Origin of the sequence: Paenibacillus sp. FSL F4-0243 (assembly GCF_037963295.1) — a bacterium.
GTDB lineage: Bacteria > Bacillota > Bacilli > Paenibacillales > Paenibacillaceae > Paenibacillus_AQ.
Map to the genome: position 1 here is coordinate 4496512 of NZ_CP150151.1, position 15572 is coordinate 4512083.

General features: G+C 41.6%; 14 protein-coding genes. 6 read left to right on the forward strand and 8 right to left on the reverse strand.

What is annotated here, in order from left to right; genetic code table 11:
• Window positions 1-127 precede the first annotated feature (127 nt).
• The 3 genes from NSS87_RS20055 to NSS87_RS20065 all read right to left on the reverse strand — a co-directional run bounded on the left by NSS87_RS20055 (window position 128) and on the right by NSS87_RS20065 (window position 3653).
• Complete coding sequence (locus NSS87_RS20055; protein ID WP_339242286.1) at window positions 128-1660, reverse strand: flavocytochrome c; 1533 nt, start codon at window positions 1658-1660, stop codon at window positions 128-130.
• 183 nt (window positions 1661-1843) lie between these two features.
• Entirely contained in the window at window positions 1844-2254 is a 411-nt protein-coding gene (locus tag NSS87_RS20060; RefSeq protein WP_339242287.1) for a DUF6855 family protein, read from the reverse strand.
• A gap of 121 nt (window positions 2255-2375) precedes the next feature.
• The gene (locus NSS87_RS20065) at window positions 2376-3653 is read right to left on the reverse strand and encodes a hypothetical protein (RefSeq protein ID WP_339242289.1); all 1278 of its coding nucleotides are present in this window, start codon (window positions 3651-3653) and stop codon (window positions 2376-2378) included.
• A gap of 270 nt (window positions 3654-3923) precedes the next feature.
• Between NSS87_RS20065 and NSS87_RS20070 the strand changes: the two genes are divergently transcribed.
• Window positions 3924-4397, forward strand: coding sequence for a hypothetical protein (locus NSS87_RS20070; RefSeq protein ID WP_042189671.1), 474 nt, complete (start codon window positions 3924-3926; stop codon window positions 4395-4397).
• Between the two features lie 139 nt (window positions 4398-4536).
• Here NSS87_RS20070 and NSS87_RS20075 read toward each other — a convergent pair whose 3' ends face one another.
• The gene (locus NSS87_RS20075) at window positions 4537-5115 is read right to left on the reverse strand and encodes a sugar O-acetyltransferase (protein ID WP_339242292.1); all 579 of its coding nucleotides are present in this window, start codon (window positions 5113-5115) and stop codon (window positions 4537-4539) included.
• Window positions 5116-5290: 175 nt separating this feature from the next.
• On the opposite strand from NSS87_RS20075, the gene NSS87_RS20080 reads away from it, so the two are divergent.
• Window positions 5291-6181, forward strand: coding sequence for a LysR family transcriptional regulator (locus NSS87_RS20080; protein ID WP_339242294.1), 891 nt, complete (start codon window positions 5291-5293; stop codon window positions 6179-6181).
• Window positions 6182-6374: 193 nt separating this feature from the next.
• Here the strand turns inward: NSS87_RS20080 and hcp are convergent, their stop codons facing one another.
• Both hcp and NSS87_RS20090 read right to left on the reverse strand, forming a co-directional pair.
• The gene (gene hcp, locus NSS87_RS20085) at window positions 6375-7667 is read right to left on the reverse strand and encodes a hydroxylamine reductase (protein WP_339242296.1); all 1293 of its coding nucleotides are present in this window, start codon (window positions 7665-7667) and stop codon (window positions 6375-6377) included.
• A 94-nt stretch (window positions 7668-7761) separates the two neighbouring features.
• Window positions 7762-9162, reverse strand: a complete 1401-nt coding sequence (locus tag NSS87_RS20090) for an MFS transporter (protein WP_339242298.1) — start codon at window positions 9160-9162, stop codon at window positions 7762-7764.
• 234 nt (window positions 9163-9396) lie between these two features.
• On the opposite strand from NSS87_RS20090, the gene NSS87_RS20095 reads away from it, so the two are divergent.
• The 4 genes from NSS87_RS20095 to NSS87_RS20110 are packed head-to-tail and all read left to right on the forward strand — an operon-like array spanning window position 9397 to window position 13536.
• Complete coding sequence (locus NSS87_RS20095; RefSeq protein ID WP_081951163.1) at window positions 9397-10977, forward strand: spore germination protein; 1581 nt, start codon at window positions 9397-9399, stop codon at window positions 10975-10977.
• Window positions 10978-10982: 5 nt separating this feature from the next.
• Complete coding sequence (locus NSS87_RS20100) at window positions 10983-12149, forward strand: Ger(x)C family spore germination protein (protein ID WP_339242300.1); 1167 nt, start codon at window positions 10983-10985, stop codon at window positions 12147-12149.
• A gap of 5 nt (window positions 12150-12154) precedes the next feature.
• Window positions 12155-12397 (forward strand): hypothetical protein, encoded by a 243-nt coding sequence (locus NSS87_RS20105; RefSeq protein ID WP_042189679.1) that lies wholly within the window; start codon window positions 12155-12157, stop codon window positions 12395-12397.
• Between the two features lie 23 nt (window positions 12398-12420).
• The gene (locus tag NSS87_RS20110; RefSeq protein WP_339242302.1) at window positions 12421-13536 is read left to right on the forward strand and encodes an endospore germination permease; all 1116 of its coding nucleotides are present in this window, start codon (window positions 12421-12423) and stop codon (window positions 13534-13536) included.
• Between the two features lie 25 nt (window positions 13537-13561).
• On the opposite strand, the gene NSS87_RS20115 is transcribed toward NSS87_RS20110, so the two are convergent.
• Together NSS87_RS20115 and NSS87_RS20120 are read right to left on the reverse strand one after the other, a co-directional pair.
• Window positions 13562-14956: an MFS transporter gene (locus tag NSS87_RS20115; protein WP_042189682.1), complete on the reverse strand. Its 1395-nt coding sequence runs from the start codon at window positions 14954-14956 to the stop codon at window positions 13562-13564.
• Between the two features lie 149 nt (window positions 14957-15105).
• A complete protein-coding gene (locus tag NSS87_RS20120) occupies window positions 15106-15531 on the reverse strand; it encodes a MarR family transcriptional regulator (protein ID WP_042189684.1) in 426 nt (141 codons plus the stop codon).
• Window positions 15532-15572: the final 41 nt, after the last annotated feature.

Sequence of the window (15572 nt, forward strand, 5' to 3'; positions counted from 1 at the left end):
TTCTAACGTATACGTGCAAGGCTGGCTATGACCTTATACGCTACACCTTTATAATAAAACAACAAACGCATGGCTAAGATGAGCCCAAGCGTTTGTTTGCCTAGCCGAAAAGAGGCAGGGGGATAACTTATTGTGCTTTTACGAATTCAGCGGATTTTATACCCGTTTGGCGGCCGAAAATAATGATTTCCGCAACAGAGTTACCGCCGATCCGGTTTTGACCATGCAAGCCTCCGGTAACTTCGCCTGCTGCAAAAAGGCCTGGAATCGGTTGTCCGTCTTTATTTAAAACTTCTGTGTTGGTGTTGATTTTCACGCCTCCCATCGTGTAGTGAATTCCCGGGCCGATTTTAATTGCATAATATGGCGCACCGGACAAGTCATTGTCCATTCCGGTTGTTCTGCCGAAGTCGGCATCCTGTTTATTCGTCACCGCGCTGTTCCAGGTCTCTAGTGCAGTTTTCAACTGATCTGCCGGTACGTCCATTTTTGTTGCCAAAGCCTCGATCGAATCTCCTTCGATAACGAAGCCCATTTTTTCATATTGTTCAATCGCTTTAGCGCGAGATTTTACGCCGGAATCAAATACAAGAAACGCAGACTTCTCAGGAAGCTTATTGATTGCAGCGGTGACATTATCTCTTGTATCCAGTTCGTTTGTGAAACGTTTGCCTACACTTGAAACCAGGATCGCTCCTTCCCCACGAACAGCCTCCCCAATGAGATAGGATTTTTCCTGCTGCACAGTCGGGTGAACTTGGATTTGATCCATATCGACTGTGGTACCGCCGAGCTTCTCAATCATCTTGATACCGTCACCGGTGCTGCCCGGCTGGTTGGTGGTAACGTACCCCTCCAAATCAGATCTGACTCCTGAAATCATGTCTAAATTGGCGCCGAAACCGCCGGTTGTCACCACGACAGCAGACGCTGTAATCGTTTTCTCTTCCGTTTGGTCAAAGATAACTTTGACGCCATTGACCTTACCGTCTTTTTCGGTAATTTCCTTGACATTGGCGTTCACAAAAAGGGGAATGCCTTGTTCTTGTACGTTTTTCACCAAGCCTTTGACAAGGTATTGTCCTACTGCAGAGCCATCTTCAGGACGGTGTGTGCGTTTTTCTTTCATCCCGCCTGTAATCGTGATATTATTCAATCTAATCCCGATAGAATCCAGCCAATCAATCGCACTTGCGGAATTGTCTACGAAGAAACGAAGCATCTCTTTATCGTTCGTATCATGGCCACCTTTTAAGGACTCTTCATAAAACAGATCATTGCTGTCTTCAATGCCTTGCTCTTTTTGAAATTTCGTTTCAGAAGCATTCATTCCCGAAGATGATTTTGTTGTATTTCCGCCGGCAACCGGCATTTTTTCAAAAATAACCGGGTTCATACCTTTTGCTCTCGCCTCAAGTGCAGCAGACATTCCGGCACCGCCTGCACCAATAATGATGATGTCATATTTATCTTTTAGTTGATCGTACGGTGTATAGCTAGCTTTGGATGCTCCCGAAACGGCTTCAGTTTCCTTTGTCTCGTTGATCTTGCTGGTGTTCTTGTTCCCGTTTCCATTGCTGCTGTTGCTGTTGCCACATCCTGTGATAACAAGCATGACTGAGAGAACGAGAATAAGAGCAGTGGTTACTTTTTTATTCATGTTATAGCTTTGCCCCCTTGTGAATATTTTTACAATCAGCTTAACGGCAAAGGCCCTGCTCTTGAAAGTTTATGTAACTAAAAAAAAACGTTTTGTAACTAAATTAATCACTGCAATGTGTACGAAAGACCACCGGTTAGGGGCATGGCTCAAAAAAAGAAGAGCCTTTAGGCTCTCCTTCGTTTACAAGATCGCTTTCATCCGATTGTTTCTTGGATTATGCTCTACTTCCGCAAGACCCAATTCTTCGAGCAACGGTGGGATATACATTCCGAATCGCCCCCGAAGTCCCTTCTTTAATCCATACCAACCGCCAACAGGGTTTTCAGGTGAACGCCCCCATGCTTCAACGGTACCTTCTTTTGCTGGTTTTTGCTCATCAGCACTTCCTAACTCCATCCAATCACCATTTTGTACAAGCATGGCGTGCAGATCTTCAATACAGCGATAGTCATAATGCAAAACCGTTTTCCCTACAGTGCAAACTATAATTTCTTTACCGTCTTTTTGGACCTTGTACATTTCATACTCGGATGTTTGCGGTGGTGTCTTTAATTTCCAAGGATTTTCCTTGGTTCCTGTAGCTGTCGACATATTTTCAACTCCCAAAGTAACTCACAAAATTAGTAAGTTCTAATCATATTATTATATTTGCATCACCTTACTATACTTCATTCCCTTTATTCATCCTACTCGTATAAGGAAGCTGGCACTATTATTCCAAGCTATTCAACTCCACCACATCTCCGCTAGTAGCCTTCAAAGCATAATTACAATCTAACTTCCCGCACAGCACATACTTCTTCTGCTCAGGATCATACACATAGACGGGTGTTAATTCGAACCATCCCTTGAGCTTGTCATAAGCTTCGTCATGGCTCACAGCAATTTCCCCTTCGCTCTTGAACTCATCAAACATATCGAGCATTGGCTTGTTATCCATATAATTTATAACCTTATAATTCTGCACATCGATGAACAGGAGGATCTTACGCTGGAATATACGATTACTTGGCGCCTTCATCCTCAGTGTTGCCTGAATATGTCCTCTTTCCCGTTGTAAAGTCTTCAGTATCCATTGTCCGGATTCATCTGGATAGAGCTGGCTTAAACCAGCTTCGACTGCGGCTATACATTCGGCTTGTTCTGCGTCTGTGATAGGAAATGAGTCCGGATGCGGCTCACTAGCTATTGCCTGCTCAATGGTAACAACCTCAAGTAGACGTATCTCCGTCCTTTCGAACGGCTCCAGCTCCGTATTCTGTTGCTCCCAATGGATTACTTGATCAATATTCAGTCGTGCTCTCGTACCTGATATAAACTCAAATGGGATGGTGGTTGTTCCGTCATTTGTAATGTAGATTTCTTCTATCCCATAGATCGACAGGAGTTGCTTCGTCTCGTACACCGGATATTCTATAAGCTGTAGTTGTTTCCTCGCCTGTGGCTCTATCGTTTGAAGTGTGAGAGTATAGTTCTCTTTATGCACAAGGGAGCTGGAAGGAAACTGGCCATATACACTGTAAAAAACAAGCCTGCCTTCCGCATCGAAGCGAAGCTCGATCCGTCCACCAGGAGTGACTGGTATGCTACCTATTTTTTCAATAAAATGATATTCTCCAATCTGTTCCTTCTCTAAGTGAAATTGTTTACCGTATACAATCCTTGCCTCATCTTCAATCCACCGGATGACTCCGTTAAAATCTATATCTTGGAATGGTGTCCCATTCGCATAAGATATCCCGCCAACAAAAATCACACTTTTATAGTTGCGGGATTGTAGGTCAATCGTGATGACGGCAGTTCCTTCCGGATTGTAATCGCCCTTCCATTCCTTCATATGTGCAGGAAACCATTCCATACTAAGAAAATAGTTGGTCTCTCCCAGTATCGTAACGTCGCGATAAATTTCATGAGAGTGTAAGTAGTAGTTGTCCAATCCATATTTTTGCTGTGTAGCATCAAGCAGTTCTTTGATTCGAATATCCATCATAGTGCACCCCATAAAATTGATGCCTACATCATACCATTACTTAGCGTTGATTACGAAGCGCAGCAGCGAATATTGGAGTCGATTGTTACTTATTAAATAGTAAAATCTTCTGAATATACTACATGCTCATACAATGGGCTTTGGTGATGTTCAGAAAATGATCAGTAGCTTGGGTTTTAATAATGCAGAGTGTAATAATATTTTGCACAACCTTCACCAGAATTCTATACGTGAATAATAACTAAAAATTTTTAATGGAGGTAAATCATCATGAATGACATCATCGATGGAAATGCGGCATTAATACAATTTTTCCCACTTCCAGCGCATCTTTATAGTAAGGATATTGCTTGTATTGCAACTGTTGCTTATGCAGAAGAGCAGGGACCAAATTTAACGGGCCTCATAAATGCTCTATACTGCAAGGGATATATAAACCTTGATCACCTACTAAATTCCACATGGAAAAAACTATACCAAGTTCCGAGGTTGGGACACAAAAGACTGATGCTTCTACTTCGTTTACTAGAACGAATTTCTGCAGATCCCAAGACCATAGAAAACCATACCATTGTCCCTCGTGTTACAATGCAGAGTAAAAAGGATATGAAAGAATTAACTTTAAAGAGGATTATAAAAAAGTATAACGAAACATCTGTGGTGGTATTAACTGAAGCTACCGAAAAAGAAGCTCGTATAAAGAAAATTAAAGATAGACTCCGTGAAATGGGGTTGATTATATAACAATATCCCGCCAATAATCACTGATGGGAATCTTTTTTATGATCGATTTGGCTTGTGTGCCTGGATTACCTACCAACGAAATGCAATATACTTGCATGAAAAAACTCAAGCGGCATTACGCTTGAGTTTTTAAGATGTATTACAAATTGTTAATAATTTTTTTAAGCTCTTTTGCCGGTACTCCTGCAACGACAGTATTCGCTGGAACATCTTTAGTGACAACTGCTCCTGCCGCAACAACAGAGTTATCTCCAATCGTCACCCCGGGCAGTATGGTAGCGTTTGACCCAATCCATACATTGTCTCCAATGATAACTGGAGAGGGATAGGTTACATTTCTCGTTTCTAAAGGTAACCCATGATTAAGAGTAGCAATCGTGACATTCATACCAATCATTGTACCGTCCCCTATATTAATTCCACCTCTATCTTGGAAGGAACAGCCTATGTTGAAAAACACATTCTTCCCTACAGTGATATTTTTCCCAAAATCTGTATAAAACGGCGGAAAACACATAAACGACGAATCAACTTTATTGCCTGTAAGTTCACTAAAAATCTCCACTATTTCTTCTTTTGAATGATAGGATGTATTCAATTCCATGGTGATCTTTTGAGCTTGATAACTGCATTGAGTTAATAATCCATACAATTCTTTATCCTCACCCGAAATTGAATTTCCCTTCTTACAAAAATCAATAAATTCTTTCATCTCCATTTTTAAAAATCACCAGCCCAATTTAATTATACTTCTGATAATTCGATTCATATGTTAGCGACCTTGTTCACATCCCTTTTCATTCACATCATAAGTTGATATGATTCAAATGACTAATACTTATACCAAATACACTCTTATGCCTTTTAAGCATAGATATAATAAGGAGACTGTTATGGAAATTCGTGTATTACGCTATTTTATTGCTGTAGCGAATGAAGAGAATATATCGGCTGCTTCAAAACAGCTGCATTTGTCCCAACCTACATTATCAAGACAATTAAAAGACCTTGAAATGGAATTAGGAGCAACTTTATTTGAAAGAGGTAATCGGAAAATTACTTTAACAGATGAAGGGAAGTACTTATTTAAAAAAGCGAAGGAAATCGTTGAGCTAGTAGATAAAACCGAAGCCAGTTTTAAAGAATCGAAAGAACTGATTAGCGGAGAAATTCACATTGGTGGTGGTGAAACAGAAGCTATGAATTTCATTGCCAAAGCATCAAAAGAATTACTTGAACATTATCCAAGTATTCGATTTGATTTATACAGTGGTAATGCTGACGATATTACTAGTAGGTTAGACAGTGGATTATTAGACTTTGGCATTGTCATAGAACCCACAGATAAACAAAAATATGATTATATAAAATTACCTGCTACTGATGTTTGGGGTGTTTTAATGCGCAAAGATAGTCCTCTAGCGTACAAGCAGTTCATCCAGCCAATAGATTTAATAAATAAACCACTGTTAATTTCACGTCAAACTGCTGTCAGTAACGAATTCACAGGATGGTTTGGAGCGAATATCGAGGATCTCAATATTGTCGCAACTTATAATCTACTTTACAATGCTGCCCGAATGGTAGAAGAAAATATTGGATATGCATTGTGCTTGGATAAACTTATTAATACATCAGGAGATAGCAAGCTTTGCTTTAAACCTTTAAACCCCAAATTAGAGGCTAATTTAAATATTATCTGGAAAAAACATCAAGTGTTTTCTAATGCAGCAAATAAATTTTTAGCTCAGCTACGAAACAATATAAAAATATACAATTCATAACTGTAGACAATAACCCTGAAAAAGCGATCCCCCCAGTCGTAACGTGTGTTTGTATGTTAGCTTATCTTCAAAACGCAAGAAAAGCCCAAGCTTTTTTCTCAGCTTGAGCTTAGTCTTACAATATTAAATGTTGTGCCCTAACCAATGACACACAGCACTCCATATGTCTCAAGTGTTAAGCACCCATATTAACCTACGACAACGCCAACATCGCATTCATATCTTCCTCGGCAGTTGTAATCAGCTTCAATCCAAAGAGCTCTACCAACACATCCAACACCCCATCCGAGATAAACTCAGGCGGTTTCGGTCCGATGCGAATATCCTGAATGCCAAGACTGAACAAACCAAGCAGAATGGCTACTGCTTTCTGCTCAAACCAAGACAGCACGATACTGACAGGTAGCTCGTTCACCGTACAATCAAATGCCTCAGCCAGAGCTAAAGCAATCTTCACCGTAGAACCAGAATTATTACATTGCCCAAGGTCAATATAACGCGGAATGCCTGTGTCTCCAACAGTTCCATAATCTACGTCATTAAAGCGGAATTTTCCGCAAGAAGTGGTTAAAATGACGGTATCGTTCGGTAAGGAGGTCGCCAACTCGCGGTAATAATTCCCACCTTTACCTGGCGCGTCACAGCCTGCAATGACGAAAAACCGGCGGATATGCCCATCTTTGACAGCTTGAATGATCTCTGGTGCCAGCCCGATTACTGTTTCATGATGATATCCTGTCGTAAGTACCAGATCTGACTCTACATCAGCCGCAGGTAATGACAACGCACGATTAATCAGTGGGGAGAAATCGTCATTCGTGATTTTCGCTACACCTTCCAGCCCTGCTACTTCATATGAGAAAAAGCGGTCTGCATACGTACCCTTAATCGGCATCACACAGTTTGTAGTTGCAAGAATCGCACCAGGAAACTGCTCGAAAAGTCTGCGTTGATCGTACCAAGCTTTGCCGATGTTGCCTTTCAGATGTTTATACTTCTTGAGCGCAGGATAGCCATGGGCAGGTAGCATTTCCGAGTGGGTATAGATGTTGATGCCCTTTCCTTCCGTCTGCTGCAGCAATTCCTCGAGTGCATACAGGTTATGCCCTGTCACCACAATACATTGACCTTCAATTTTATTCTGGCTGACTGTGATTGGTTGTGGAATCCCGAAGCGGTCCGTATGCGCACGATCCAGCAGATCCATGACGCGAACCGCCGCATCTCCAACCTTTATCACCATTTCCAAATGCTCCTGCGTATTAAAGTTGGAATTGGTCAAGGTCATGTACAAAGCTTCGTGGGTAATACGATCCACTTCAGGATCGCTATATCCTAGCTGCCGAGCATGTGTTGCATAAGCTGCAATTCCTTTTAAGGCAAAAATCATCGTATCCTGTAAACTCGCAATGGTTTCATTTTTTCCGCATACTCCAACAACGGTGCAACCGCCAGTCGGTGTCTGTTCACACTGGTAACAAAACATATCGTTATCCTCCATATTTAGATAATCTTTCGTTACTCTCAACGTAACAGAACACCAAACCTTGAGTTGTGATTACACACACATTTTTTTTAGATCAAGCAGATTTAAATGGCCGTCTATTGATAACAACCATCATTATACTAACGCCTATACAAATGAAAAGATTAATCCCAAAAACCATTTTGAACGCCTGAAGCGGACTCTCCTGTCCTAACTCTCCACTCACCATTCCAAGTCCAAGTGCTGAGCCAAACACCATCCCCGCATTTCGTGTTAAGGCAATTATTCCTCCAATTGAACCTACGTGTTCCTTAGGCGTCTGCTGCATAATATAGCTATTATTCGGAGAAGCAATGAGCCCCATCCCAAGTCCAATAAGACATAGAATCGCAGCGACTCCATAGACTGGGATATTCTCTAAAAATACTAGCAACAGGACGAACCCGCCTCCCATAGCACTCAGCCCCATAAGCATCAGCCGACGAGAACCATAACGATCGGACCAGTAGCCTGCAAGAGGACCTGCAAAAGCCAATGCAATGGGATAAGCCGCCATAATGTAACCGGTCGTGGAGGACGAAAACTGAACCGCTGCTCCCATCAAATAAAATGGAATAAGGACAAGCAAGGTATTAGAAAGAATAAAAGAGGCACAGCTAACGATCAAGCCACCCGCCACAGAAGGAATTCTCAGCGCCCGAAGAGGTAAAAAAGGTGTCTTTTGCCTCCGTTCCCATAATAGAAACGTGACCAACAGCAGGATAAACCCCATCAAACTCGCCATCGTCTGCGTAGACACCCAGCCCCACTTGCTCCCATTTGTTATCACGAGAAGAAGCAAGGTGATCCATACCATGAACAAGCTAGCCCCCACGATGCTGACTGTTCCCAGCTTACGATCTTGCACACGGCTCGGAATGTACCGGTAAGCCATAACTGTAGCCACAATTGCCACAGGAACATGGATCAAAAATAGCCACTGCCAGCTGAGCCACTCCGCAATCAACCCTCCCGCAATAGGGCCTGTCATCCCGCCCAGTGCGACAGCCGTACTCAGAATTCCGAGTGCATGTCCTCTTTTCTCTTTCGGCATATGGATGGTGATGAGCGCAATATTCGTTGCTTGGAACATCGCAGCACCTATGCCCTGCACAACTCTAAGCGTAAGCAATATTGGCAGATTAGGTGAAAAAGCGACCAAGATCGAACCAACTGTAAAAATCACATATCCGAGATTATGAATGCGGCGAAACCCATAACGATCACCCAGTTTTCCCATCACAGGGAGAAGCGCAGTAATCACTAGTAGGTACCCTGTTGTGATCCACAAACCCTTTGCAAGCTCCGTCTGAAAATGATTTACAAAAAAAGGAAGCGATACATTCATAATTCCGGCTGTAAAATGGGAAATAAAAGCTCCCATACAAATAGCCGCCATCATACCCAACCGCCGCCTGCGGGTGCCCGCTAGCTCTGTATTTTTTGCAACAATCATACCGATCCCGTCCCCACTCATATTTGTCTAAGAATTACTAACAATTATAAGTAGATCCATTGCCAGGACCAATCCCATAAAGATGGGATATGAGAATCAAGCTCCATTAGTGAAAAAGCAATCTGATCAATCTAAATTTGCATTCAGATTAAAGCACACACCTACCTAGAATAAATTCCTAAATCAGGGAGAAGATAAAAATCACTTAACATCTAATTTATTAAGGAGAACTGCATGCGGAAATTTTTCAGCCCCAAGATACCTCCGGCAAATCCTAAGCTGCATCCACAAACAGAAACCAAAAATGAGCTTTCAAACAAGGATCCTTTGTCCCATGCCATCTCTGAATCTCTCGAGGACAATTTGCAGATGATTAGCGATTGTTTTGCCAATTGTTCAGATCTAAAGATTATCCCTTGGAATTATGGCCCTGATCTTAGCTATCAAGCCTTGGCAATCTACTTCAATACACTTACCAAGTCTGACCCTACAAATCATTTTAAAGATACTTTGCAAAATCTAGTTCCGCATGAGCTAGGTCCCACCTCAGATGTAAATGTTAAAGATGTCATCTCTTTCTTTGAACAAAATGGGGTTACTTCCCCACTCCTTGAATTGATGGACAATATCAATCAGGCCGTTAAGGGAATTCTTGACGGAAAGGTTGTAATTCTCTTTGATGGCTGGCAGAAAGCAGTCGCATATTATGCCCTTGATGTTGAGCAGCGTCAAACCTCTGAGCCTATTACTGAGCCAACCGTACAGGGCCCACACATCAGCTTTATAGAAAGCTTGGAGCGTAATATTGGTGTTATTCGTAGCTTATTAAAGACTACTAATCTTAAGTTTGAATTCTTCACTTCCGGTAAGCAGGTTCAAAGAACGTTGTCCTTTGGTTACCTGGATGGAGTAGTGAAACCAGAAACATTACAACAGTTCAAGCAACGCATAGCTGATATCGAAAAGGAAGAGATTATTGACGTATCCTATCTCGAAGAGTGGATCGGGGATTCTCTCTACTCTCCCTTTCCACAAGTCCGCTACACAGAACGACCAGATACAGCTATAACCGCTCTACTTGACGGGAAAATTATTGCTATGGTAAACGGAAGTCCTTCCATATTGATATGTCCTGGAAATTTCATGGAATTTTTTACGAATAGCGAGGATTATTACTACCGAACCATTTTTTCATCTTTAATACGGTTGATTAGAGTGGCTGCCTTCATTATCGCGCTGTTATTGCCTAGCACCTATATTGCGTTATCTAATTTCCATTCCGAACTAATTCCCACTGTTTTGCTACTTGCCATTCTTAACACGCGCGAAGGCATTCCCTTTCCTGCCTTGATCGAGGCATTAATCATGGAATTTTTCTTTGAGCTATTAAGAGAGGCGGGCATACGCTTGCCTAGACCGATCGGGTCAGCCGTCAGCATCGTTGGTGCATTGGTCATAGGACAAGCAGCTATACAATCGCAAATTGCCTCTCCGGTTATGGTTATTGTCGTCGCCTTAACGGGGATTGCCTCTTTTGCGCTCCCTCAATACAATATGGCCATTGCACTACGGATCTTGCGGTTTCCATTAATGATTCTTGCGGCAACGTTCGGAGGGCTTGGGATCATGGTTGGTTTTATACTGATTTATCTTCATCTGACTACCTTGCGTTCATTAGGCGAGCCGTATTTAGACTCGTTGGCTCCACTTGACCTTAAAAAAGTACGTTTTTCAATTTTCGTTCTGCCGAGAAAGCTACTGCTTCATTCACCTCGTAGTCGTCATTTATATAAAAAGACTTCAGGAAGGAAGTAGATATAGTGAAACGACTTACTACCATGCTAATCTGCCTTCTTGTTCTCAGCCTAACTAGCGGATGCTGGGATAATAAAGAACTTGACGAGTATGGGTATGTACAAGCAGTAGCCATTGACCAAGGTGAAGATGACCGTTTTATGATAACGACTCATTTCTATAATCCTTCCACCAAAATTGAAATGGGGCAGTCAGGGAATCCAGCGTCCAAGGGGATTAATATTTCAACGAGTGGAGAGACCTTTTTTGAAGCCATACGAGAGATCCCTGCAAAATTCGGCCGAAAAGCCAAATGGGATCATATGCGTGTCATTTTAATCGGTGAACAATTAGCTAGAAACTTGAACATAAGGGAAGTGCTTGATTTTTTCTCTAGGGATCAAGAGCCACGTGGTACCGTTCTTCCCCTCATTGCTGAACAAGCGGCGGCGCCTTTTTTAGATGTAAGTCCGTTTATTGAACAAACCATTGGTCAACAGTATAAGAGAATGGAAACGAGTGGTGCTCTTTATGCCGCAAAAACTTCCAAAATCCCTCTCTATGAGCTGGCTATTCAAATGTGCAGTCCCTCCAACACTTCTGTTCTACCTTACCTGCATAAGACCAGTGTAGATAATAAAGCAATAATATCAGGACTAGCGCTAATACAAGACGGGAAAATGGTAGAACTTCTGAAGGAGAAAGATACTGAGGCGTTCATGATGCTGATGGACAGATATATCTATGGAGCCTTAGAATTCCCTTGCACCAATGAGACCGAAAATGCGCTGCGAAAAAAGGAATCTCTTGAAGTGCTCACCTTCAACAGTAAACTTACTCCAACTGTGAACAATGGTTCTGTTTCCGTCGGTGTAAAAATTGCAATTGAAGGTACAATCGGAGAATTACGCTGTTCACATTTAAAAACATCTAAAGACATGAAACAATTTGAACAGCGAATTGTAGCTCAGGTAGAACAGCAGGTGAAACATACTACCGATTTTTTTAAAACAAAAAAAGTAGATGCACTTGGAATTGGTAATCAGATCTATCAAAGAAATCCGCAACAGTGGAAACAATTAGAGCCGGTATGGAAGGAAAAGATTGCTCAGACTGAATTCGATATCAATGTTGAAGTCAAAGTGTTAAGCACTGGTATGAACTCAGGTACAATATTCGGGACAAAGGAGTAGTAGCTATGCTGGGACAAATTATCTGTGTACTGCTATTAGCTTCCGCTATGCTAGCCCATGACCTCCCAAAGTTTAGACAGGCCTCCGTTCGTGATCGAGTGGTCTATGGAGTCCTTCTGCTGCCGGTTCTTTATCTCGGGTTTATCTTCATAGCAGCAAAGCCATGGCCTAATTTGGACTCGCTCTTCAATCTACTTACGGGTCCAGCTGAACACATCGTCCATTGGATCAACCCGGCTATTTCATAAGTGTATAGAAAGAGGAGGAACGTATGAATAAGCAAGAACGTGTTAGCTCTATCCAAATGTCCATGCTGTTTCTCTTCTTTATGACAGGCTCTTCAATCGTCATCGTCCCTGCTTCACTAACTAACTTTGCTGGCAATGGAGCCTGGATTTCTCTCATTATTGCCTCGGCCACAGGAATGCTTCTGCTATCCGGTATTCTATATTTAAATAGACGAGCCCCAGAGCTATCACTTGTGGAACAAAGTCGCGCTGTGCTTGGAAATGGGCTGACTCTCGTTCTATTACTTCCTTTCACATGTGTTTTGTTTTGGAATATCGCAGGAATTGTCATTGAGATCGGTACCTTTTTCAAAAGTACGATGTTAAAAGAAACGCCTACTTATGCGGTAAATACGATGTTTTTTATAACGATTGCTATGACAGCGCTCGCTGGCATCGAAGTAATTGCCCGTATGGCCGCAGTCTTAATGTCTCTAATGTTCGGATTTATTATCTTGGTCTGGATTCTTGTAGCAGGTTTGTATCATCCCGAATACCTGCTGCCCATCATGCCTGATGGAGTTAGACCTATCCTGAGTGCTGCATATGTAGTCTATGGTTTTCCCTATTCCGAGCTAATCGTTTTTTCAATAATTTTACCGTTTGTGCATAAAGAAGATAAATCAAAGCTAGGAAAACAAATGTATCTGGCACTCCTTATAAATGCTCTGACGTTAATTGCTTCTGTCATTAGCAGTATTATGGTACTGGGACCCCTGTCCGGAAGCTTAAAATATTCATTGTACCAGTTGGCGAGGTTAATTTATTTTCAGGAAACTATAGAACGGGTCGAGTCCGTGATCGGTTTTTCATTAATTATTGGCTTTTATTTCAAGGCTTCAATCCTGCTGCTTATTCTTATTAAAGTCATGAAGGAGCTTCTCAGATTGGAAAATGAAAGACTGATTGTCTTCCCGCTTGCTTTTATTTGCCTTCTGCTGTCAGTAACGACTTACACACAAGAATCTGAGCTCACAGAAATCGTAAACACTACTTGGCCGTTGATCACTAATTTGGCATACATCCTGCCTTTTCTTCTGATTCTGTTGGTCACTTTTATTCGATTCCACATGAAAAAGCATAAGAATCAACAGTTCTGATCCAATTTTAGATTACAGTTATATATTATCTGCCTAAGCTTGCCTTCTTCGCAATTCGGAAAGTAGCTAAAAAGCTTAAAATTACGAAAAAAAGCTGGATCGATAAGGCCAAGAGAATTCCTGTCATTACGCCCCATCCAAAGGATTCACTAACGGTAATTAGGGCACCGCCTAATCCGATGCTAAGTGCAGGACTAAACGCATCAATAAATTGAATATTCGCTGAAATTGAACCTGCATCGCCATCTTCGGCATGCTGTAGTGCAATGGCTCCCGTGGTTGGATGTGCCAGCCCTATTCCAAAACCGGTAAGTATTTGTGAGAACACTGCGAGCACGATTCCATTACCTGAAATGCCTATCACGGTTATGACCAGTGCAACTCCGACAATCATAAATGCAACGCCAATCATCACCCGTTGTCTACGGCCCCTCCCATGGTCTTGTTCATCAAGCTTGGATTGCAGCCACGCTGCTATTGACCAACTTATAGCCCCAGCAGCAACGATTAAGCCCGCAACATCTGCCGATAACCCTTTAACATTTGTTAGAGCTAGAACAACGTAGGTTTCAACAGCATAGTAGCATGCAACAAACAGCCCTCTAGTAACAATGGTTGCCGACAAACCTTTTTTAACTACTAAAGCACCCTCTGGCAGCAGTTTCCGTAAAGGTTGAATCATAATAAAGCCCCCTGCAATTGAAATCACAATCCCCTTCCAAGAAGGTAAAAATCCTAATCCTGCTAATAGCAGCCCTGTTCCTAATGTTAATAAAATTGCGTATATTTCTTTATACGTCCCTCTTTTCGTCGATGAAGCATTATTATTTTCAGCTTGTAACTTACGAAATAATGGGAGCGTTAAGCATACAGATAGAACAATGAACGGCAGAACAAGCCAGAACACAAACTTCCACGAAAGATTTTCGGCTAAAAACCCTGCGATATAAGGACCAATTAATGCTGGAAGAATATAAGCACTAGAGAAAGCTGCAAGTATTTTTGTTCTTAGACTGTCAGGGTAACTTAAAGTAATGCTGGAGTATACACAAGTTAAAAGTGCACCTGCTCCGAAACCTTGAAAAGCTCTTCCGCCGATCAACATGTAAATATTGAAGGAAGTTGCTGCAATGATGATACCCGTAACAAAGATTAGAATAGAAACTACAAATGATTTATATACACCATTCTTATCAATCTGCTGTCCAATGACCATTGTGCCAATGATTTGGGATAAAAGAAATGCACTAAAAATCCAACCATAATAATGGATCGCATTCAAACTTTGCGCCACCTTTGGTGCAATCGTCGTAACCCCCAATCCTTCAAATGCTACTGTTGTGACTGCCAGAATAATACCGATAGTCAACGCTCTGTACTGGGCATCAAAAATCCCGATTTTATTATTGCTTATTCTCATCTTTGAATCCTCCTTATAATTGTCGAAGCATTAGTTGCCATAGCAAGTATTGGATAATAAACAAACGATTCAAAACAAATGGTCTTGACGATAATAGTCATAGCAACTAATTGGGTTGAGACGATCTATTCTTTTACAAACAAAATCTACTATAAATCCTTTACATTATTATGAATGACAGAAAGTAGCCTTCTAAAGGTTTCAACCTCTTCCTCAGTTAACCCTTCAATGGTCTTTCTATACGCTTCAAGAGAGGGAGCAAGAATCTCATCTTTTATTTCACGCCCTTTAGAGGTTAGATAAACACGTAAAGATCTTCTATCCGTCTCATGGGTTACACGATGAACAAAGCCTTTCTTTTCAAGCTTGAAGAGCATACGCGCAATGTTCGTCTGATCTTTATATAGTCTTTCAGCAATATCCTTTTGAGTAATCCCTTCACTCTCCCAAAGAATAACGAGGATCTCCCATTGGTCCACCGTAATATCAAAGGGATTTACCACTTTTTGATAATAGTTATTCAGCTTCAAATCTGCCCGGTGTACAATTACGCCTATGTATTTTTCTAATTCCAATGGTATAGCCTCCAGATAATTGATATGATCATAGTTGCTAT

Bases quoted from the DNA above. Each gene is read 5' to 3' on its own strand.
- NSS87_RS20115 (WP_042189682.1), bottom strand. From the start codon at position 14,956: ATGAGAATAAGCAATAATAAAATCGGGATTTTTGATGCCCAGTACAGA.
- NSS87_RS20055 (WP_339242286.1), bottom strand. From the start codon at position 1,660: ATGAATAAAAAAGTAACCACTGCTCTTATTCTCGTTCTCTCAGTCATG.
- hcp (WP_339242296.1), bottom strand. From the start codon at position 7,667: ATGTTTTGTTACCAGTGTGAACAGACACCGACTGGCGGTTGCACCGTT.
- NSS87_RS20075 (WP_339242292.1), bottom strand. From the start codon at position 5,115: ATGGAGATGAAAGAATTTATTGATTTTTGTAAGAAGGGAAATTCAATT.
- NSS87_RS20105 (WP_042189679.1), top strand. From the start codon at position 12,155: ATGCTGGGACAAATTATCTGTGTACTGCTATTAGCTTCCGCTATGCTA.
- NSS87_RS20095 (WP_081951163.1), top strand. From the start codon at position 9,397: ATGCGGAAATTTTTCAGCCCCAAGATACCTCCGGCAAATCCTAAGCTG.
- NSS87_RS20060 (WP_339242287.1), bottom strand. From the start codon at position 2,254: ATGTCGACAGCTACAGGAACCAAGGAAAATCCTTGGAAATTAAAGACA.
- NSS87_RS20065 (WP_339242289.1), bottom strand. From the start codon at position 3,653: ATGATGGATATTCGAATCAAAGAACTGCTTGATGCTACACAGCAAAAA.
- NSS87_RS20090 (WP_339242298.1), bottom strand. From the start codon at position 9,162: ATGATTGTTGCAAAAAATACAGAGCTAGCGGGCACCCGCAGGCGGCGG.
- NSS87_RS20110 (WP_339242302.1), top strand. From the start codon at position 12,421: ATGAATAAGCAAGAACGTGTTAGCTCTATCCAAATGTCCATGCTGTTT.
- NSS87_RS20070 (WP_042189671.1), top strand. From the start codon at position 3,924: ATGAATGACATCATCGATGGAAATGCGGCATTAATACAATTTTTCCCA.
- NSS87_RS20080 (WP_339242294.1), top strand. From the start codon at position 5,291: ATGGAAATTCGTGTATTACGCTATTTTATTGCTGTAGCGAATGAAGAG.